Annotated in this window: 19 protein-coding genes, 1 pseudogene and 1 other annotated feature; of the genes and pseudogenes, 9 read left to right on the top strand and 11 right to left on the bottom strand. The window is 44.2% G+C overall.

Translation table 11 applies throughout. The features are described from left to right. Positions 1 to 138: 138 nt before the first annotated feature. From DFO72_RS16430 to DFO72_RS16420, 3 genes are all read right to left on the bottom strand, one after another. Entirely contained in the window at positions 139 to 954 is an 816-nt protein-coding gene (locus tag DFO72_RS16430; protein ID WP_113883031.1) for an STAS domain-containing protein, read from the bottom strand. 120 nt (positions 955 to 1,074) lie between these two features. Beyond that, positions 1,075 to 1,371, bottom strand: a complete 297-nt coding sequence (locus DFO72_RS16425; RefSeq protein ID WP_113883030.1) for a hypothetical protein — start codon at positions 1,369 to 1,371, stop codon at positions 1,075 to 1,077. A 128-nt stretch (positions 1,372 to 1,499) separates the two neighbouring features. Then, complete coding sequence (locus DFO72_RS16420) at positions 1,500 to 2,264, bottom strand: hypothetical protein (RefSeq protein WP_113883230.1); 765 nt, start codon at positions 2,262 to 2,264, stop codon at positions 1,500 to 1,502. A 126-nt stretch (positions 2,265 to 2,390) separates the two neighbouring features. Here DFO72_RS16420 and DFO72_RS16415 point away from each other — a divergent pair, with 126 nt between their 5' ends. Continuing rightward, positions 2,391 to 3,434 (top strand): lactonase family protein, encoded by a 1,044-nt coding sequence (locus tag DFO72_RS16415; protein ID WP_113883029.1) that lies wholly within the window; start codon positions 2,391 to 2,393, stop codon positions 3,432 to 3,434. Between the two features lie 109 nt (positions 3,435 to 3,543). On the opposite strand, the gene DFO72_RS16410 is transcribed toward DFO72_RS16415, so the two are convergent. The 7 genes and pseudogenes from DFO72_RS16410 to DFO72_RS16380 all read right to left on the bottom strand — a co-directional run bounded on the left by DFO72_RS16410 (position 3,544) and on the right by DFO72_RS16380 (position 9,163). Continuing rightward, entirely contained in the window at positions 3,544 to 4,539 is a 996-nt protein-coding gene (locus DFO72_RS16410; protein ID WP_113883229.1) for a zinc-binding dehydrogenase, read from the bottom strand. A gap of 192 nt (positions 4,540 to 4,731) precedes the next feature. After that, positions 4,732 to 5,454: pseudogene (tyrS, locus tag DFO72_RS16405) on the bottom strand (tyrosine--tRNA ligase); the annotation flags it as partial. A gap of 17 nt (positions 5,455 to 5,471) precedes the next feature. Next, positions 5,472 to 5,678 (bottom strand) — a binding site (T-box leader). A gap of 145 nt (positions 5,679 to 5,823) precedes the next feature. Continuing rightward, on the bottom strand, positions 5,824 to 6,564 hold the full coding sequence (gene map / locus DFO72_RS16400; protein ID WP_113883027.1) for a type I methionyl aminopeptidase: 741 nt from the start codon (positions 6,562 to 6,564) through the stop codon (positions 5,824 to 5,826). A gap of 58 nt (positions 6,565 to 6,622) precedes the next feature. After that, a complete protein-coding gene (locus tag DFO72_RS16395) occupies positions 6,623 to 7,189 on the bottom strand; it encodes a hypothetical protein (RefSeq protein ID WP_243856186.1) in 567 nt (188 codons plus the stop codon). A 17-nt stretch (positions 7,190 to 7,206) separates the two neighbouring features. After that, the gene (locus DFO72_RS16390; protein WP_113883025.1) at positions 7,207 to 7,839 is read right to left on the bottom strand and encodes an NUDIX hydrolase; all 633 of its coding nucleotides are present in this window, start codon (positions 7,837 to 7,839) and stop codon (positions 7,207 to 7,209) included. Next, entirely contained in the window at positions 7,840 to 8,661 is an 822-nt protein-coding gene (locus tag DFO72_RS16385) for a DUF2268 domain-containing putative Zn-dependent protease (RefSeq protein ID WP_113883024.1), read from the bottom strand. It abuts the gene before it with no gap. A 58-nt stretch (positions 8,662 to 8,719) separates the two neighbouring features. Beyond that, positions 8,720 to 9,163 (bottom strand): GNAT family N-acetyltransferase, encoded by a 444-nt coding sequence (locus DFO72_RS16380; RefSeq protein ID WP_243856199.1) that lies wholly within the window; start codon positions 9,161 to 9,163, stop codon positions 8,720 to 8,722. A gap of 156 nt (positions 9,164 to 9,319) precedes the next feature. On the opposite strand from DFO72_RS16380, the gene DFO72_RS16375 reads away from it, so the two are divergent. From DFO72_RS16375 to DFO72_RS16360, 5 genes are all read left to right on the top strand, one after another. Next, complete coding sequence (locus tag DFO72_RS16375) at positions 9,320 to 11,089, top strand: sensor histidine kinase (protein WP_113883023.1); 1,770 nt, start codon at positions 9,320 to 9,322, stop codon at positions 11,087 to 11,089. Next, on the top strand, positions 11,058 to 11,789 hold the full coding sequence (locus tag DFO72_RS16370) for a LytR/AlgR family response regulator transcription factor (RefSeq protein WP_113883022.1): 732 nt from the start codon (positions 11,058 to 11,060) through the stop codon (positions 11,787 to 11,789). The genes DFO72_RS16375 and DFO72_RS16370 overlap by 32 nt, the downstream gene beginning before the upstream one ends. A 445-nt stretch (positions 11,790 to 12,234) precedes the next feature. Continuing rightward, a complete protein-coding gene (locus DFO72_RS16365; RefSeq protein WP_113883021.1) occupies positions 12,235 to 13,686 on the top strand; it encodes a carbon starvation CstA family protein in 1,452 nt (483 codons plus the stop codon). Continuing rightward, the gene (locus tag DFO72_RS29540) at positions 13,686 to 13,832 is read left to right on the top strand and encodes a hypothetical protein (RefSeq protein ID WP_166672506.1); all 147 of its coding nucleotides are present in this window, start codon (positions 13,686 to 13,688) and stop codon (positions 13,830 to 13,832) included. Before DFO72_RS16365 ends, DFO72_RS29540 begins: the two co-directional genes overlap by 1 nt. Before the next feature lie 56 nt (positions 13,833 to 13,888). Then, positions 13,889 to 14,809, top strand: coding sequence for a ketopantoate reductase family protein (locus DFO72_RS16360; protein WP_113883020.1), 921 nt, complete (start codon positions 13,889 to 13,891; stop codon positions 14,807 to 14,809). Positions 14,810 to 14,851: 42 nt separating this feature from the next. Here the strand turns inward: DFO72_RS16360 and DFO72_RS16355 are convergent, their stop codons facing one another. Next, positions 14,852 to 16,687 (bottom strand): M6 family metalloprotease domain-containing protein, encoded by a 1,836-nt coding sequence (locus tag DFO72_RS16355; protein ID WP_243856185.1) that lies wholly within the window; start codon positions 16,685 to 16,687, stop codon positions 14,852 to 14,854. Between the two features lie 209 nt (positions 16,688 to 16,896). Here DFO72_RS16355 and DFO72_RS16350 point away from each other — a divergent pair, with 209 nt between their 5' ends. From DFO72_RS16350 to DFO72_RS16340, 3 genes are read left to right on the top strand one after another with little or no spacing between them, the layout of a single operon-like run. Further along, positions 16,897 to 17,085 carry a hypothetical protein gene (locus DFO72_RS16350; RefSeq protein ID WP_113883018.1) on the top strand — a complete coding sequence of 63 codons (189 nt, stop codon included), beginning with the start codon at positions 16,897 to 16,899 and terminating at the stop codon, positions 17,083 to 17,085. After that, positions 17,085 to 17,279 carry a YwbE family protein gene (locus tag DFO72_RS16345; protein ID WP_113883017.1) on the top strand — a complete coding sequence of 65 codons (195 nt, stop codon included), beginning with the start codon at positions 17,085 to 17,087 and terminating at the stop codon, positions 17,277 to 17,279. Before DFO72_RS16350 ends, DFO72_RS16345 begins: the two co-directional genes overlap by 1 nt. A gap of 48 nt (positions 17,280 to 17,327) precedes the next feature. Beyond that, positions 17,328 to 18,578, top strand: coding sequence for an ATP-binding protein (locus tag DFO72_RS16340; protein WP_113883016.1), 1,251 nt, complete (start codon positions 17,328 to 17,330; stop codon positions 18,576 to 18,578). The last annotated feature ends 44 nt before the right edge of the window (positions 18,579 to 18,622 follow it).

Raw genomic sequence — 18,622 nt, 5'->3', positions numbered from 1 at the left:
TACGAATCTTTTTGATAGTATCTATGATTTTGTGAATTTAATATATTTGAAAATATCTAAATACTATCATGTGAGTGGGGGTTCGACAATATTTTTTTGTATAAAAAGAAGCTGCTTCAGCAGCTTTAACCAATTCATTTATTTAATACTTCTAATTGCCTGCAGCACGTTTGAATATACTTCAAGGGATGATAAGTCGATGCCAAGGGTAACTGCTTTCTTGGCTAAATCCGGTCTGACACCTGTGGCAATGGTGTTGACACCGATCAGAAGAAGGATATTCCGGATATCAAAAATGTGCTTGGCGATTTCAATATCTATATTTACCGTGCCGGAAAAGTCGATAATTAAGGTTTCAATTCCCAGCTGGCTTACGCGCGGGACTGTTTTCTCAATAATGATTTGCGCTCTGTCGTAGTCTATGCTGCCGATCAACGGTAGAATGGCAATGCTGTCCTGAATCGGTACAATGGCAGCAGACAGTTCATTTACCTGGTATTGCGTCTCCTTTAATTGTTCCTCCGAGTGCCGTTCAAAAGCAAATACGGTTTCATTAATGCTGATGTCGAGTATGTAGTTTACTTTTTTCACAATTGAAATAACTTCATCCGCTGTTAACTCAAATTCCATTCCTATATTACGTAATCTATCAGTAAAAACAATGCGGGTGTCCGGATATCGGGTGACAATATCGGAAATTTTTCCTCCAATGGAGGCAGCCCGTTCGCCGTTTCCTTTACTCCACTCGACCAGTCCTTCAGGAACCCGATCTTCGCTGTTCGCAATCATGGCTCCCAGATAATTTATAAACTCAACATACATCGAAACGGCCGCATCAATTTCCTGTTTGGGAATTTCGAAACCAAACCGGCTTACGATTTCTGCAACAATCTCTTCGGATAATACCTCCGCATTTTGAGTAAGATACGCTGAAACTTTTTGAATAGGCTCCATCTGTATGTATATCCCCCCTCTTATGTCTTGCTTCGATTATATCCTACTATATCTTCAAAATGACAGAATGGGAAATAAATAGGAGAATCTCCTCAAGAGGAAGAGTCATTATCTATGGTTTTAAAGCCAATCCTCATAATCCTCTTCCACTATATCGCTGATCAGCAGAGATTCAAACCTTCTGTAAAGCTCCTGGATGTCGGGATTGCTGTTAATCAGCGGCAGCTTGTTTTGATAGTCTTCTACCGACTTAAAAAAACTGATTTCTGTCCACTTTGTCTCATCTATCATGTTTTTTAACATTTTTGTATGAACATCGATGTACTTCCGGTAGATTTGACCGGCTTTCTGCTGGATCAGCAGCAGTTCCTGTTCGTTTTCGGGTCGGATATGATATTGATAGAGTTTTATATGCATGGCAGCTCCTTTAGTTACTGGCGTTTTGGCGAAGTTTGGGATGTTATTTAGCGATTTTTTGTGTTTATAGGCGAAATCCAATTTTTGAGTGACATTCAGATAAAAAGATGCTAGCCCGCATCAGTTTTTCAACCTCCCAGCTTCTTGTAGAAGCCCAAAGCCTCTATTAAAAACTCCCTTTCATACCCTGTCTTATCATGAATCCTGGCTGCCCATTCTTCAATAGTATCCATAGGGGCGTCATGATACAGGCCTTCTGTTGTACTGAGGAAGCTTTTCCAATTATAAAATTCCCAATGGGCGGTTTCGTTTTTATAGAGAATCCGCTGTTCCAGCAATGCCTTTGGATAAATAGTGTTTTGAGATCGCTCAGCTGCTGCCAGGAAAATGTTCATGTCTGCCGCATCCGTATCATAACTCTGCCGAGATATTTTCCCGTTCGGCCGGTGATAGGCAATTACCAGCTGTCCGTCTTCAGATGAGACCTGAACATCTGCTGCCGGGAAAAATCCGCTTACTTTTTCAGGCGTAAAGTCTCTTGCCTCTTGATCAATTAATATGGGCTGCAGCCATTGGTCGCCCAGGTCACATAGAAAGCGGCGCCCCTCTTCATCCACTGCCACCACTGCCGCATGGGCTGAAGGTGTTTTCAATTCGTGGCCAACCGGATAGGCATGGATTCCAGCCTGCTTAAAATCATGAAGGAGCCAGATCGCCAGGTCAAAACAGTTTCCGGTAACGCCATACTGAGCATGGTGCTCCTTCATTAAGGAAACCTCCCGCTGCTTTTTAATGCCGGCTTTATTGTAAAACCATGCTTTTGTCAGGGTCTCCATTGGAAAGCAATCAAATTTTTTCCAAACTGACAAAATCGAATGGGGTGCGTTCAACAAAATCATCCTTTCATATAAATTCCTTTTTACTATTCTTTTTCTATTGTAAAATTCCTCTTCCTTTTGTTTGAACTGCGATGTATGATAGAGTATTTTCAGAAGAATGTATTTAAAGGAGGCTTCGTTATGGCCAAGTACAGAGGATACATAGGAACATACACAAAGGGTGAAAGTGAAGGGATTTATTCATTCGTTCTGGATGCAGAAGCAGGCAGAATTTCCAATGTGAAAACGGCAGCGAAACTGGATAACCCCACTTATTTAACAATCAGCCAGGATAATCAACTTTTATACTCGGTTGCTAAGGAAGGCGAATCCGGCGGAGTAGCTGCATATCGTTTGGACATCAGCAGCGGTTCACTTGAGAAAATCAATAGCCAGGTGGCAGAGGGCTCTCCCCCTTGCCATGTCAGTGTGGATTCATCCGCACGAAATGTTTTCAGTGCAAACTACCATAAAGGGACTGTGGAGTCCTACTTAACAAATGAAGACGGCTCTCTAAACCCTGCTGTTTCGGTCATTGAACATAGTGGTTCCGGTCCTGACAGCAGGCAGGAAAAACCCCATACTCACTATGCAGGACTTACTCCCGACGAAAAGTATTTAGTTGCAGTTGACCTGGGAACGGATCAGGTGATTACGTATGAAGTGAATGATGGAATTCTGAAGGAAAAATGCATCCTGTCTGTAAAGCCTGGAAGCGGTCCTAGACACCTTGTGTTCCATCCAAATGGAAGGTACGCCTATGTGATGACTGAGTTTAGTTCAGAAGTTCTTTTGCTTCAGTATCATGCGGATGGAAGCTTAGTTCAAAAGCAGGCCATTTCAACGATTCCGGAAGGTTTTACGGAAAATAACCAGGGAAGCGCCATTCATATTGCTTCAGACGGCCGCTTCATTTATGCCGGCAACCGCGGACACGACAGCATTGCGGTGTTCTCCGTCAATCCGGATAATGGAGAGCTTGCCTTTGTGGAACATACCTCCACAGAAGGAAACTGGCCGCGCGACTTTGTGCTGGATCCAACCGAAAAATTTGTGATTGGTTCCAACCAGAATTCCAGCAATATTGTTTTGTATTCCCGTGATGAGAATACCGGGAAGCTTTCATTACTTCAATCTGATGTTATGGTTCCGGATCCGGTTTGTGTGAAGTTTTTACATGTGTAAGTAAAGCGGAAGAGACTTGCCCACCCCGACACCCCGAGGGGGCAGGCTCTGTAGCTGGACAGGAAGAAACAGGGTGAGACACTGCTTTTCGCAGAATCTCACCCTGTTTTTATACACTAATTTTAAAAGCAATCTTCCCCCATTGTTCCGCGTTTTCGAGTCTGTCAAAAGCTTGCTCGAAATCTTCCAGCGGAAGCGCCTGATCCAATACCGGCCTGATTTGATGCTTTTCAATAAACTGGAGCATTTCATGGTATTCCTCCGCGCTGCCCATTGTTGAGCCAAGCAGGTTTTGCTGGGCATAAAATAGGCTGCGGAGATTTAGTTCCAGCTGATCTCCTGTGGAGGAGCCAAATGTTACTATGGTGCCGCCATTACGCAGGATTTCGAGCGATTTATTGAATGTCGCGGGGCCAACTGATTCAATGACAAGATCCACCTTCTCCCCGCCAAGCACTCCATTCCAGTCTTCTCTGCTGTTCAGGGCTTTATCCGCACCGAGTTCAAGTGCTCTCTGACATTTTTCCTCCGAACGGGAAGCTGCGTAAACGGTTGCTCCCGCTGCTTTTGCGAATTGCATTAAGAAAGTTGCAACGCCCCCTCCAATACCAGGAATGAACACCTTCATGCCTGACTGAAGCTTTCCTCTTGTGAACAATGCTCTGTAGGCGGTTAGTGCTGCCAGGGATAGAACGCCCGCTTCCTCCCAGGTTAAATACGCCGGCTTGGGTGCCGCGTTTTCAGCCGGAATGATGATATATTCGGCAAATGTGCCATGAAATGGCAAGCCGATGATTTCAAAGCCTGCCGGAGGTGCATCACTCTTTTCCTTCCAGCCCAGTCCGGGATTGATGAGAACTTCATCGCCTGGCTTTACATCTGTAACCCCTTCTCCGACTGCGTCAATGATTCCCGCCCCGTCTGAACCGATGACAAGCGCTGGATCTTCTGGCTTGTGGCGATTCAGGACAAATAAATCACGATGGTTCAAGCCTGCCGTTTTTAATTTCACCCTGACCTCGCCTTTACCCGGATCGGACTTTTCCAGTTCACCATAAGATAATCCGGCGCCGCCAGTTTTTCCTTCATGAATGATCGCTTTCATTTCCTCCACCTGCTTTTCTTTAAAAATTTCGTCTATTCTATCATAGCTTGAAAGTGCCAGGAGGAAAAAGCGATTTGCCTGCTTTGCAGAGCTAAGCCTTAGTTTCACAAATTTTCTTGTGCCTGCTTGAAGAACTAATCCGTCTGTGATTTTTAAGAGCATCTGAACATCGCCGAAAATTGTTTTTTAATTGGACATTTTCTCTTTGCCCTCCAGGCCTTCAAGGAGCTGCATCAGGATGACCACCTGCTTTTTTTTTGGAAATGCTTCCTGCAGATGGCGTCCCATCAGGACATTAAAGTGCCGATTATTGCCGCCAAGCTCGATATCGCTTTCGAGTACCCCCGAGTCATAGCCCTTTGAATCTGTGGGTAGAAAAATTCGTGGACAGGCGCTCTGAAAAGTCATTGCGTTCCAGCAGCAGGCGGGCAACTGTAATGCTGGCAGACAATCGGATAACGACTTCGAACTGGAGGTCCGATAGCCATGCTGAGTTATAGTGAAGATCGACCTTATCCATGTCCAGCTCTTTGCTGAATTGCTCAAAGTATGGCATTATGCTTCACCTCTTCATCGGTGAGCTGGTTTCGGACTCCCGATTTGCCTGTCGGGTCGCCCATTTTTCCGGTGAAATCCCCAATAATCAGCTGGATGATATGTCCGTTCTCCTCGAACTGTTTTAATTTATTCAGCACAACCTATGGACATCCGGGTGCAGAAGAGGGTCTGATCTGGACCCAGCTTAATGTTTAAAGGCTGGTTTTGAATAATGGATTTGGCTATTTTATTCTTTAGCTCCGCTTCAGGCAGAACTCCTGGACACCGGCGGTAAACCTCCAGCTGCCTCTCTGTTTCGAGTTTTTGCTGGGCTGTTAATTTTCCATGTTCCCCATCCTTCCTGTTATCGGAATACAAAAAACCACGCCCCTAAAGTAAGGGACGTGGCAAACGCGGTACCACCCTTTTTGAAGACTGCTCTTCCACTCGGGGGATTAACGGACCGTGCCGTTCCCTGCTGCTCCTGTTCACAGAGAAGTTCAAGAAGGTAATTCACTGTTATCGATGTGCTGGTTTTCACCGGGCATCAGCTCTCTAAAACAGGGAGATAAGCAGCTGCTTATTTCTTTCATTACGTTAAAATTTGAAATTTTCATTATTTTAGCGGAATGGAAGGCACTGTTCAAGTGTATTTTCGCAAGCAATATTAAATGAAGGTTTTTTGGAAGGAATTTCAACCATAATACTATATAAAAACCAGGAACATGCAATGCCCCTGGTCCATGGTTATTTCGTTAAAATAATCGGTCCTTCTTTTGTGATGACAATGGTATGTTCACATTGGGCGACATGGCTTTTGTTAGGTGTAACGAACGTCCAGCCGTCGCTCATTTCCCTTACTTCTTCATCTCCGCTTGAAATAAAAGGCTCGAAGGCGACAACCATGCCTTCTCTTAACAGCTGTTTATCCCATGGATCAAAATAGTTCAGGATATGGTCCGGCTTTTCATGAAGGGAGCGGCCGATACCGTGTCCAGTCAGATTCATGATAACGTTGAATCCATTGTTTTTAGCAACTTTGTGAACTGTCTTTCCGACAAGGCTCAGCTTGCCGCCCGGCTTTAATTTTTTTACTCCTTCATCGAATGCCTCCTGAGCCGCATTACATAATTTTTGCAGCTTCTCGTCTTCACCAACGACAAATGATAGGCCAGTGTCTGCGAAGAAGCCATCCTTTGATCCTGAAACATCAATATTTACAAGATCGCCCTCTTTAATCACTCGGCTTCCCGGAATGCCATGGGCCACCTCTTCATTCACGCTTATGCATGTGAAGCCTGGAAAATCGTATTCTCCTTTAGGGCCTGAAATCGCTCCGTGCTTTTCAAAAAGCTCTCCGGCAAAGTCATCAAGTTCCTTCGTTGTTACTCCCGGCTTTGTACTTTCAATCATCGCATCGCGAATCTCCGCGACAATTATGCCGATTTCCTTCAATTTTGCTAATTCTTCCTCATTTTTTACAATCATAAGAATCCTGCCTTTTCTTTTGTTGTTATTTCTCTATTATAATCTAAATGTGGCACGCTTAATAAGATTTCGCCTTTTCACTTGCTAAAACCCTAATAATCAACAGGGAAGTGACAAGGCCTGTTAAGGAAAACAGCAAGACTTCAAGCAGATTTCCTCCTCCTTCATTTAATTTAGAAGGGCTGGGTGTTCTTCCTTCTCCACTCAGTATCTGTCCATAAAAATCCTCATTTCCTGATAAAATCCTGTCAGCCTGCACTTGAACCATTCCATTGGGACCGGCGACGGGAACTAGAAAGCGGGCTTCCTTTGTTTTCTCCAAAAATAACAGGAACTTGCCGCCCTCCTGCTGAAATTCCTCTGCCCAACCATTATCGTGACTATCAATGCCTGCCGTAATGATTTCTCCTGCTTCTCCTTTATATACCTTTTCGACTTGAAACTGTCTTCCATAAAAAATACCCTTGCTTGATTTTTGTTTACTTTTAAAATTATATGTTCCCAGCACAATCACTTGTGAGCGGAATTTGACCTTTTCAGGATTAAGTTCAATCCATTTTGATGCAAATGATGGTGAACTCCCTGCCAGCAAAAGCGCAAAAAGTATGAAGAACACCTTTCTCATTGAACTCTTCCCTTCAATCATACCTTTGATTGAACTATCTGCTCACGCATCGAATGCAGCACACGCTTATAATAGTAATCCTGGTGCGGGACAAAATCCGTTTTCCTTACATCTAAGGAGTTGGGGATTCTTATGCCATTATCCACCTGGAATCCTTCTGCCTCAATGAGCTCTGTTCCGCCAAACCACAATCCATAAAACTCCTCCAATGCAATCCGGTAAATCCCAGTAACCTCTTCAGGCTGCGGGCTAAACTCTTCTAAGGAATAATTGCTGTGATATAGGAAAACGTGGGCCAGTTCTTTGTCGATAAAATTTTCTTTCTCTGCGATGTAATCAATGACACCCAGTGGCACCAAGTCCGCAAAATTAACATAAATCCCCAGTTCTTCCTCCACTTCCCTCATGCCGTCCATGACAGATTCATGGCTTAAAAGGTGGCCAGCGGCAGTTATGTCCAAAAGTCCAGGGTAATCCTTCTTCTCCTTGCTGCGGTATTGAAAATAAATATAATCCTGATCTTTTTCCCTGCTGACGAACCAGCAATGAAATGTTTCATGCCAGTGGCCTTGTTTATGGACCTCCTCACGAGATGCGACACCGATTTGTTTTCGGTTATGATCAAATATATTCAGAAGTTCTGTCTCCAATTAAATGGCCCCCTTGATTATATAGCTATTGAATATTTCATGCGGGTCTGCCTGATATAAATCCCGATACCTCGCAATTTTCTCCTGCTCTGCATAATGCCTTGCCATTTTATAAGCAAAAGTATAGCCGGCAAATATCGGGATGCCCATCTCTTTATTGCCAAAACAGATTTTGCTTTTCAAAAATTCGTCTGCTGTATTCAGGTTTTGCCGGGCAATTTCCATATAGTTCTGCTCGATTTCCTCAGTAAATTCCTGCTTCCACCAGCGTTTATCCTTGTAAAGTGAAAGACTGAAATGCTCAGCGCCCCCCTCCATTTTGTACCAGTCCGCAAGAGTAAAGGTTCCCAATGTAAGATTGTAGATCGGATTTTCAGGGGAAGCATGATGGAGCTCATGGGCAAGCATATATTTTAAAAAGTCGGGGTCCGGCTGAGGAGGTATTGCAAGGAAAATGGTATCAGGACCTATTGTATAGCCATTTGTCCACAAAGATTGATCTACATTCTGAAACCATGGGAAAGGAAGGGCAGGCACGATTATTATGGTTAGGCTTTCAAAGTGAAGATGTCTCTCAGCTTCTCTGCACGTTTCTTCTGCGGTTGCTTTGATTTCCTCAGGATTCCAGCAGTATTTAAGAGCCTCAGCTTCTGGCAAAGCTGCAAATTTAAATAGCTGAAATCTTTTGGCCAGCTGTTCCCAGTTCTGCATCCAGGAATTGCTGCCGATCAAGGGACTGATTTGAGATTGAAGGAAGCCCTTTAGGTTTATCCGGTTTTCAATTAGTTCTTCTGGTGTAATTTGATTGAGGGTGTACTTCATAGAAAATCCTCCTTATTAGAGATAAGCAGAAGGGATACTCAGCTTCCGGCATCCCCTATCACTGCTTTCCTGATTGATTCTGATAATTCCGCTGTACCATCCCGGAAGATTTAATCATTCCGAATCTTTCATAATACTTCTGCATGGCAGGGTCGCACATGATGTCAATCATATAAATGCCGTCCAGCTCCTCCAGCATGCGGGTAACCAGCTTTTGTCCGATTCCCTGCTGCTGGTATTCAGGCAGTACTTCAAGCAGCGGAATGTAGGCTGATAGCACTCCATCGCTGATTGCTGTGATGAACCCAGCCACTGCATGTTTATCACGGTCAACGGCAAGCACGATTTTCGTGCTGTTTTTTAGAAGCATCAGATGTTTTTCAGGGGTCGGCGGATTTGGCCACCCATCAAAAAAACCTTCCAGCATTTCTGCTGATATTCCTTCTAGATCCTCAGCATATTCGATCATTTTATCAGCTCCATTTCTATCAGAAAGAAGCATCAAAGAGATTCTCCTGCCCCTTTAATACAATAAATTTTCGACAATTATGCAGGAAAAGCCTGTACATTTTTTTGAAAAATTCAAACGGGTCATTTTTCATTTACTCTTTAATCCATTAGAATAATGTTAACAAACTTGGTTAAAGGGGTTCTGAGGATGCTGGAACTGCTGATTACGATGCTGGAGCGGCTTGGAATCATTGTCACCATTGCGCTGATTCTGACAAGGTTCCGCTTTTTCAGAGAGATGATTTATGGCGAAAGATTAAAACGGCAGCAGGAGTATAAAGCCATTCTTTTTTTCGGCTTCTTTGGCATCATTGGAACCTATTCCGGGCTGGCCTTCAATACGGATACACTTCAGTTTAACCGCTGGGCATCCGAGCTTGCTTCAGATGAAGCCATTGCCAATTCCAGGGTGATCGGGGTCGTGCTTGCCGGATTGCTTGGCGGCCCTAAAGTAGGAATCGGCGCAGGAATTATAGCAGGATTCCATCGATTTACGCTTGGCGGCTTTACCGGAATTGCCTGCGGTTTGGCGTCCATAGTGGCGGGACTCCTTGCCGGCTTTTTCCGCCGGAAAAATGAACATGTGAAGCTATCATCAGCATTCTTCATCGGTGCTACCGCTGAAGCCGTGCAGATGCTGATTATTCTAGGTATGTCACGGCCTATAGAAAAAGCGATTGCGCTAGTCGAAATGATTGGAATTCCCATGATTATAGCAAATGGTCTTGGCAGTGCCTTATTTTTGCTGATTATAAAAAATGTCATTAACGAAGAAGAAAAAGCAGGAGCTTTTCATGCACAGAAAACACTTCGGATTGCTGACCAGACGCTTGCACACCTTCGTGAAGGCATTAATCATAATTCCGCTCTGGCAGTCTGCCTGATTTTACATAAGGAACTTCAGATGAAAGCAGTTGCAATCACCAATCACACCGAAATCCTTGCCCATGTCGGCCTTGGAAATGACCACCACCGTTCCGGAAGCCCTATCCAGACCCAGATAACGCGGGATGTCATTCAGAACGGGGAAATTATGGTTGCCAATGACCAGACCATTCACTGCCGGCAGGAAAACTGTCCTCTTGGCGCAGCCATTGTCGCTCCTTTAAAACTGCGCGGCGAAACCATCGGAACGCTGAAGTTTTACTTCACTTCGGAAAAAGAAATGACTAATCTCGTGATGGAGCTGATTTCCGGACTAAGTGTACTGCTCAGCAATCAGCTTGAGATCGCTGAGGCTGATAAAGCCTACCAGCTGGCAAAGGAAGCTGAGATTAAAGCGCTGCAGGCGCAAATATCACCGCATTTTTTATTTAATTCATTAAATACGATTATCTCCCTTGTGCGGATCGAGCCTTCCCAGGCAAGGAAATTGCTCGTTTCCTTATCTCATTTTCTGCGGCAAAACCTGACGGCCACGACAGTCAGCTGTACGACCCTTGAACAGGAGCTCAGACATGTAAAGGCCTATCTTTCAATTGAAGAAACCCGGTTTGTGGATCGGCTCGAAGTCATTTACGACATTGATGAAGATGCCCTTTTGGAAAGAATCCCGCCGCTCACTCTGCAGCCGATTGTGGAAAATGCCGTAAAGCATGGGATTAAGAACAAGGAACAGGACTGTATCATTATGATAAAAATTCAGAAACAGGACGGAATGACGATAGTAAAAGTGAAGGATAATGGACAGGGAATGAGCCGGGAAAGAGCCGAACAGCTCGGCAAGGAAACCCTGCAGTCAGAATCGGGCTCCGGACTTGCATTGTACAATGTAAATCGCCGGCTGACCATGATGTTTGGTGAGGAAGCTTCGCTGCAAATTGCCAGCACTCCAGGCATCGGCACTGACATTCATTTCGCCATTCCGCAAACGGAGGAAAAAACTGATGGAAAAAACGATCCGAACCTTAATCGCTGATGACGAACGATACAGCAGAGATGAATTAAAGCATTTACTGGAGGAATTTCCTGCGATCCAAGTTGTCGGCGAGGCTGAATCGGGCGAAGCAGCCGTAATGAAAGCCCTACAGCTTCAGCCTGACGTCGTTTTCCTTGATGTGGAGATGCCCAAGATGAACGGGATGGAAGCTGCCAAATCACTGCAGGAGCTGAAAAAAGTTCCGCTCATCATCTTTGCAACTGCCTATCCGCAATTTGCTGCTGAAGCCTTCCGCTATGAGGCAACCGATTATTTACTGAAGCCCTACGACGAGGAGCAGCTCGAACAGACCATCAGGCGAGTGGAAAAATTGATTGGTGCCAAAAAAGAAAACGACATCAGCAAGCCGGCCGGCAAGCTGGCTGTTGAGGAAGATGGGGAAATTCTCTACCTGGATCCCAAAGAAATCCTCTATATTTACCGGGATGAAAAGGTATCCCGGATCATAACCAGGACTAGTGAGCATGAAACCAAAACCCCGCTGAAAGATTTGGAGAGCCGGCTGCTTCCCTTCAGCTTTTTCCGGATTCATAAAAGCTATCTGGTGAATCTGGATTATGTCACACGACTCACTCCCTGGTTCAACGGGGCATACCAGCTTGAGATGGAAGGCCGGGAAGAACTTCTGTCTGTGAGCCGGAATTATGTGAAGGCACTGCGGGTGCGATTGGAATTGTGAAAGAGCATCGGAGACGATGCTTTTTTTGTTTTTTGAGGGGATTAAGCTTTTGAGGGAGATTGCGCTGATTTAGAGATTGATTGCGCTTTTTTAGGGGGACTTGCGCTTTGAGATCGGGTTTGTGCTCTTTTTACTGGGAATTGCGCCAAACTGGATGAGGATCGCGTTTTCCTTGATTGAAATTGTCCTCAAAAGCTGTAATTGCGCCGCTTCAAAGCTTAAGTGCGCCAAACTCCATGAGGATTGCGCTCTCCTGCTAGTTTTGGCCCTATTTAACCGGACTGCCGAATATAACGAATTTTCTATACATTCACACCCTTCGATGCATGTTAATCCCCCATCACTGCATTTTAATCTTTGTTTTTTACATGTTGGACACAAATTGTTCAAATTTCCTCCTCTTCTTATATAATTAATGTAAACGCATTCATAAAGGGGGATAATGATGATTACTTTTTTAGTCTGTATTGCACTTTTAATTATTGGTTATTTTACGTACGGCAAGTTTGTTGAAAAAGTATTCGGTGTGAAGGAGGCACGGACGACTCCGGCCTACACGCATGCTGACGGTGTGGACTATATCGCAATGAGCACACCAAAGAATTCGTTGATTCAGCTATTGAATATTGCTGGTACTGGTCCGATTTTCGGCCCTATCATGGGAGCGCTATACGGACCTGTAGCCTTTATCTGGATTGTGGTCGGCTGTATTTTTGCCGGTGCCGTTCATGATTATTTAACTGGAATGATTTCGATCCGCAACCGTGGCGCGCATTTGCCTGAGCTTGCGAGCAAGTTCCTCGGGAAAGTTATGAAGCATGTTGTGAACGCTTTCGCCGTTCTTCTTCTGTTATTGGTTGGTACGGTGTTTGTTACAACTCCGGCTGATCTGCTTTATGTTGTAATGGATCAAAAAATCTCACTAACTCTAATCATTGCTGCTATTTTCATCTATTATATTTTGGCGACTTTGCTGCCTGTTGATAAAATTATTGGCCGCCTGTACCCTTATTTTGGCGCATTGCTTTTAATCAGCGCACTTGGTGTAGGTATCGGTTTGGTTGCGACCGGAGCTGATATTCCGGAAATTTCACTGCAGAATTTCCACCCGGCTAACGCACCTATTTTCCCATTGCTGTTTTTCACTATCACTTGCGGTGCTCTTTCCGGGTTCCATGCAACACAGACACCGATTATTTCCCGTACAACCCAGAATGAGAATCAGGGACGCAAGATTTTCTATGGCATGATGATTGCAGAAGGTGTTATCGCCATGATCTGGGCGGCTGCCGCGATGAGCTTATTCGACGGCTATAATGGGTTAAGTGATTTCCTTGCTAACGGAGGTCCTGGTGCCGTGGTAAGCGAAGCTTCTACCTTGATGCTCGGGGCAATAGGCGGAACACTTGCGATTCTTGGTGTCGTGCTCCTTCCGATCACTTCCGGGGATACGGCTTTCCGAAGTGCACGTATGATTATTGCTGACTATATTAATTTCTCTCAGAAGAAAATATCAAGCCGTTTATGGATTGCTATCCCATTGTTTGCTCTTTCTTTGGCACTTACGCAAATCGACTTTAACATTCTATGGAGATACTTCAGCTGGGCTAACCAATCCACTGCGGTTATCGCGCTGTTTGTCGGTGCCATGTACTTGTATATCGCGAAGAAGAATTACTGGATCTCCCTTATACCTGGAACGTTCATGCTGTTAATGGTCCTAACGTATATCTTTAATGCGCAAATCGGGTTCGGTTTATCGATGAATGCTTCCTGGATTGGCGGAGCCATCGGTACAGTCATTCTTGTGGCACTATTCTTCTCCGCTGCTAAAAAGGCTCGGGCGAATAACCTGCCGCTGGAAGAGGATATTTCCGGCTGGAAGAAATCCGCTTAATGGGCTGCTGCAGCCCCAAATACCGTGAAACGGTAATTGAGGAAGAGAAGAAAGTAAACGAAAAAGGCACAGATTCTCTTCCTCTTCCTGCCAAGTTGATTTTTGGTGTAACATCTGTAATCGGGTTATTCTTCTATTTAACTTAGCAAAAGTGCACGTACATGCGTGCACTTTTCCAATTAACCTAAGGAGGCACTATAAAATGAGGATACTAGTTGTCGGAGCCGGAGCCATTGGCGGCTATTTTGGCGGAAGGCTTTTGGAAAAAGGCGAGGATGTTACGTTTTTGGTAAGGGAGAAAAGAAAGCAGCAGCTTGAGAAATACGGGCTTCTGGTGGAAAGTGTGCATGGGGATATGACGTTTCCTGAGCTGAAAACGATCCAGTCCGGAGAAAAGGCAGATGCATTCGATGTCATCCTGCTCTCTACAAAAGCCTATCATCTTGAGGGTGCTATAAAGGATATCCGTCCATACACAGGCGGTAATACCTTGATTCTTCCTCTCTTAAATGGAATTGCCCATGTGGATGAACTGACAGCCGCTTTTGGGGAAGCGAACGTTCTTGGCGGCCTTTGCTTTATTGAAACCACTCTTGGTGAAAATGGGGAAGTGATTCAAACAAGCCCGGTCCATGACTTTGTTTTTGGGGAACGATCCGGGGAAAAAACGGAGAGGATCCTGAAGCTTCAAGAAGCTTTTTCAGGTACAAAAGCAAACTTCCGCCTCTCCGAAAATATCGAACAGGAGATGTGGCATAAGTACCTGTTTATTTCCACACTTTCTGGCGTAACCTCCCTATTCCGCTCTCCAATTGGGCCGATCAGAGATCAGACATTCGGATTGAATTCGGTTAAAGAAGTTTTAAGAGAAGCATCTGCCATTATGAGGGACTTGGATGCTCCGCTGGCTGATGGGATTGAAGATGCCCAGGTGCAAAAAATAAAAGAAATGGGCTATGAAATGAAATCCTCCCTGCAGCGCGATATGGAAAAGCTGCAGGCAATCGAAGCTGATCATTTCTTTGGATATTTGCTGAAAAAAGCTGAGCTGCTGGATTTGGATGCTCCTATTATCGGTGCGATTTATGCTAACTTAAAAGTTTATGAAAAAAATAGTCTTTAAACAAAAATCCGAGCAGGACTCCCCGCTCGGATTTTTCATCTATTATTTTTTGCTGCTGTTTGTATTATAGTAGAATTTCGCTGTGATGGATCCATCGGCATTTTCTTTAATATCTGTTACATGGATTCCGGAATCAGCTGGCGTTGAGCTATTGCCCTTCCAGAAGTAGTAAGAACCGGTGTGAACATTTCCGGATACAGGTGTGATTTTCCCTCCAGTTTTGAAGAAATCACCTGCATCTCCGCGGTTTAGATTTTTCTCCAAGTCATACTTGCCATCAGCCTGAAGAACAGATAGGCCGTAGTGAGTTACAACTGTACCATCACTTGCTGTTTCAGACTGGTTATACTGGAAGCGTTTGTTCATCCAGTTTTCCACGTTATTCGGACGGAAGCCGGCAGTCTGGTACAGGTTGATGATGTTTTCATCTACATGCCATGCCATTAATCCTTTAGAATCGGCCCCCTGGCGGACTAAGCCCTTGTTGAATCCATCCTGCTGAACGTTTTCGAATAGGAAGTACTCTGTTCCGTTAGAGCCCGGCACTTCCATTTTGACGATGCCATTGTTTGCATCGGCTTTATTGATTGCCGGCAGTGTAATTTCCTGCATGCCGTCTTCAGGCTTCACTTCAATCGGATTTACCCATCCTAAGAAAATCTTAGAGAACGGATCAAAGTGAGTCGGAGAGTTTCCGGCATATGCAGCAGCATCCGGGTAGCGCATCCAGGAGCCGCCCGCCATCATCGAGTAATTTCCTACACCTTCAGAGCTGTAAACCGTATCATAGAAATCAGGCAATCCTAACGCATGTCCGAACTCATGGGCATAAACCCCTGTTTGTGCCGGGAATGGACCCGTTTTTGCTTCTTCTTTGTAAGTATTTGTAGCTGCATCAAAACCGGCAACGTTTCCGCCGATGCCCGGCTGGATATTGTAGTTGTTTACAATCACTCCATCGTAGGTCATATCTTCTGCAACGGTTTTATTAATCCAGGCATCTTCAGCCATTCCTTCTTCTGCTGGTGCCGGCTTCCCAGTTTCATAGTATTTGCCATAGTAAAGCGCACTAAGGATATTCCACTTATGAGACCAGAACTGCGCCGGGTCACGGCTGAATTCAGCTCCTGTACCTTCATGAATTACGAAGATATTAGGCACTTCTCCATCCTCGGCATACTTTGAGAAGTCAACCTGCTCGTCTGCCGCTTTCAGCAAATCACGGATGAATTCGCCTGTATGGGCATCCCCATTCACGTTGCCATTAACGTATGTACCGTTTTCAGCATATGTGCCTTCCTGATCCAAGTAGTATGATGCACCTTTTGGCATCTCTACCCAGACAAATTCAGTGTTTTCCTTGCGGACCAGGTTGGTTTTTCCATAGCTGGATTCTTTATAAGCGTTTTGCATCGTGCGGTCCTTTGGAACACTCTCACCATCATATTTCTGGAATTGAGGAAGCTCATAAGGATTATACTCTGTTCCAAAAATTAAATCCTCATAATACTCAGCTGGAACTTGTCCAGGCATATCACCGACCGGCTCATCACCATCCGGATACTTTGCGAGAAGAACCAGAACCGGTATATCCCCTGTTGCTTCCCTATACGCAACATGATTGTCACCAGGCTGCTGGAATTTTGCACCTGCCATGGCTGCTTTCTCAGCCGGATCCACTTTTGATAGATCAATCCCCAATTCCTTCGCCTTTGCAGCAAGCTCCGGCGATGCACCTACATGATGGGCAAGACTGATTTGATGCTTACTTTCCTGCTTGGCCTGAGTATCTGCCGGTCCCACTCCTGCAAAAACGGCACTTCCTGCTAAAGCAAGTGATAAAGCTGAAGTTGATAGAACTTTTAACAATTGACTCACTCCCTATAATCTATTTCTGTAATCTAAATAGTACAAAATATTCAGTATTTTCTAAATATGACCAAGGGATGGTTTGATAAGATTTCTCGTGGTATAAAAGACTTATTTTTCTGAAAAGTTACAGGTAAAAAGATTATTTCTCTGGGAAATTTCCTTTAACTGTTTAATGATTTATAATAGAGGGATATGTAGATAAAGGAGACTCTAACATGACTCATATAGAAGACAATGATCGAAAAAAAATCAGTCTAAAAGAAGCAATGAAACAGCAGCTTATGAATAAAAAACAAGAGCAGGCAGGCGGAAAGTTCAATAATACTCCGGTTAAATCGGCGAAAGCATTGAAAAGCCAGCAGACAAAGAAGACCAATAATCAGCGGAAACGGACGGGTGTGTAATGGAAGGGCAGAATCGCGCTGCAATCGCGCCTGGATTAAAAGTAAAAATTGTTCTTAAAAAGGATCAGCGGACAGGTGTGCTGACTGAAGGAGTCGTGAAAGACATTCTAACAAAGTCACCATCTCACCCGCACGGTATTAAAGTGAGACTTGAAGATGGACAGGTTGGTCGGGTAAAACAAATTTTACGTTAATAGGGATAGATCCTTTTCACTAGATTTGATTATACTGGGAGGAGACTATTGGTTACACTGATCAAGCCTTTACTAGTAAACATTACAATACTTTTTTCATTTACGTTTAACGGGAATTTGTTTTTTCCATATCAGACAAAGACCCCTCTTACTCTTAAACAAAAATTGATTTACGGACTTCTCGGCTCATTCGGAGCACTTTTGTGCATGTTTTATCCAATTGAAACGCTGGGGGAAACCCATTTTGATTTGCGCATGGTCGCAATCATGATCGTGACGCTGTATACAGGATGGCTTCCCGGATCTATTGTGATGCTAAGTACCGTCATTACCCGCTTTTTAATTGGCGGACAGTTCATTTATATTGGAATTTTGGTTTCCATTCTGGCATTTGTGATTACCCTTTCCCTAAGACGAGTGTTTCTTAATTCCAGCCATCGGGTGGTGACTGGTTCTTTCATTCTATTCTTTTATTTTTACTTATATATATCCATCATTTCTACAGCCGTCATTTTCCTGGATACATTCTTTTACCTGACTTACTTCGCAGCGTTTTACCTGACATTTATTGCTCTTATTTTTGTCATCGAAAATCTTTTCAGAACGAATAAACAGATCAGTGAAATGATGTATATGGATAAGCTGACAATGGTCGGCCAGCTGGCAGCTTCCATCGCACATGAAATCAGAAATCCTTTATCCACTGTGAGGGGCTTCATTCAATATTTGAGCCAGGATACGGCGGATGAAAGCTTAAAAAAGTTCTCCCCGCTCATTATTGAGGAATTGGATCGTACAAACAGCATCATTACGAACTATTTAAAAGTCTCAAAGCCCGAGCAATTCCATCTGGCTAATGTCCCCCTGCATGACGTGATTCAGGATTGCGTACTGCTCATGAGGCCGCTTGCTTCTTATTCCAATGTGGTGATTGAGTACGCGGATAAAGGGCCTTTTTATGTGCAGGGAGATGAACACCACCTAAAACAGGCCATCATGAATGTGATCAAGAATGGTATAGAATCAGTTCCGGAAAAGGGAAGGATTCAAATTTTCACCTCTGCAGATTATTTTCACAACACGGTTCATATAACCATTGCAGATAATGGCCGGGGCATGACATCCGAGCAATTAGAGAATATCGGACTGCCTTTTTATACAACAAAGACTAAGGGAACAGGCCTTGGCAGCATGGTTACGAACAAAATCATCCGTGAAATGCAAGGAACGATTGAATATGATAGTGATATTGGCAAGGGAACGACAGTGAAAATCATACTGCCCCTGCTGAGTGAATAAACAAAGAGAAATTTAAAAAAGAGTGCCTGAGTGCACTCTTTTTC

The organism is Cytobacillus oceanisediminis (assembly GCF_004366035.1).
Classification (GTDB): domain Bacteria; phylum Bacillota; class Bacilli; order Bacillales; family Cytobacillaceae; genus Cytobacillus; species Cytobacillus oceanisediminis_C.
This window is presented reverse-complemented; position numbering and strand designations above follow the sequence as displayed.

Bases quoted from the DNA above. Each gene is read 5' to 3' on its own strand.
- DFO72_RS16430 (WP_113883031.1), bottom strand. From the start codon at position 954: ATGGAGCCTATTCAAAAAGTTTCAGCGTATCTTACTCAAAATGCGGAG.
- DFO72_RS16425 (WP_113883030.1), bottom strand. From the start codon at position 1,371: ATGCATATAAAACTCTATCAATATCATATCCGACCCGAAAACGAACAG.
- DFO72_RS16415 (WP_113883029.1), top strand. From the start codon at position 2,391: ATGGCCAAGTACAGAGGATACATAGGAACATACACAAAGGGTGAAAGT.
- DFO72_RS16410 (WP_113883229.1), bottom strand. From the start codon at position 4,539: ATGAAAGCGATCATTCATGAAGGAAAAACTGGCGGCGCCGGATTATCT.
- map (WP_113883027.1), bottom strand. From the start codon at position 6,564: ATGATTGTAAAAAATGAGGAAGAATTAGCAAAATTGAAGGAAATCGGC.
- DFO72_RS16395 (WP_243856186.1), bottom strand. From the start codon at position 7,189: ATGAGAAAGGTGTTCTTCATACTTTTTGCGCTTTTGCTGGCAGGGAGT.
- DFO72_RS16385 (WP_113883024.1), bottom strand. From the start codon at position 8,661: ATGAAGTACACCCTCAATCAAATTACACCAGAAGAACTAATTGAAAAC.
- DFO72_RS16380 (WP_243856199.1), bottom strand. From the start codon at position 9,163: ATGCTTCTTTCTGATAGAAATGGAGCTGATAAAATGATCGAATATGCT.
- DFO72_RS16375 (WP_113883023.1), top strand. From the start codon at position 9,320: ATGCTGGAACTGCTGATTACGATGCTGGAGCGGCTTGGAATCATTGTC.
- DFO72_RS16370 (WP_113883022.1), top strand. From the start codon at position 11,058: ATGGAAAAAACGATCCGAACCTTAATCGCTGATGACGAACGATACAGC.
- DFO72_RS16365 (WP_113883021.1), top strand. From the start codon at position 12,235: ATGATTACTTTTTTAGTCTGTATTGCACTTTTAATTATTGGTTATTTT.
- DFO72_RS29540 (WP_166672506.1), top strand. From the start codon at position 13,686: ATGGGCTGCTGCAGCCCCAAATACCGTGAAACGGTAATTGAGGAAGAG.
- DFO72_RS16360 (WP_113883020.1), top strand. From the start codon at position 13,889: ATGAGGATACTAGTTGTCGGAGCCGGAGCCATTGGCGGCTATTTTGGC.
- DFO72_RS16350 (WP_113883018.1), top strand. From the start codon at position 16,897: ATGACTCATATAGAAGACAATGATCGAAAAAAAATCAGTCTAAAAGAA.
- DFO72_RS16345 (WP_113883017.1), top strand. From the start codon at position 17,085: ATGGAAGGGCAGAATCGCGCTGCAATCGCGCCTGGATTAAAAGTAAAA.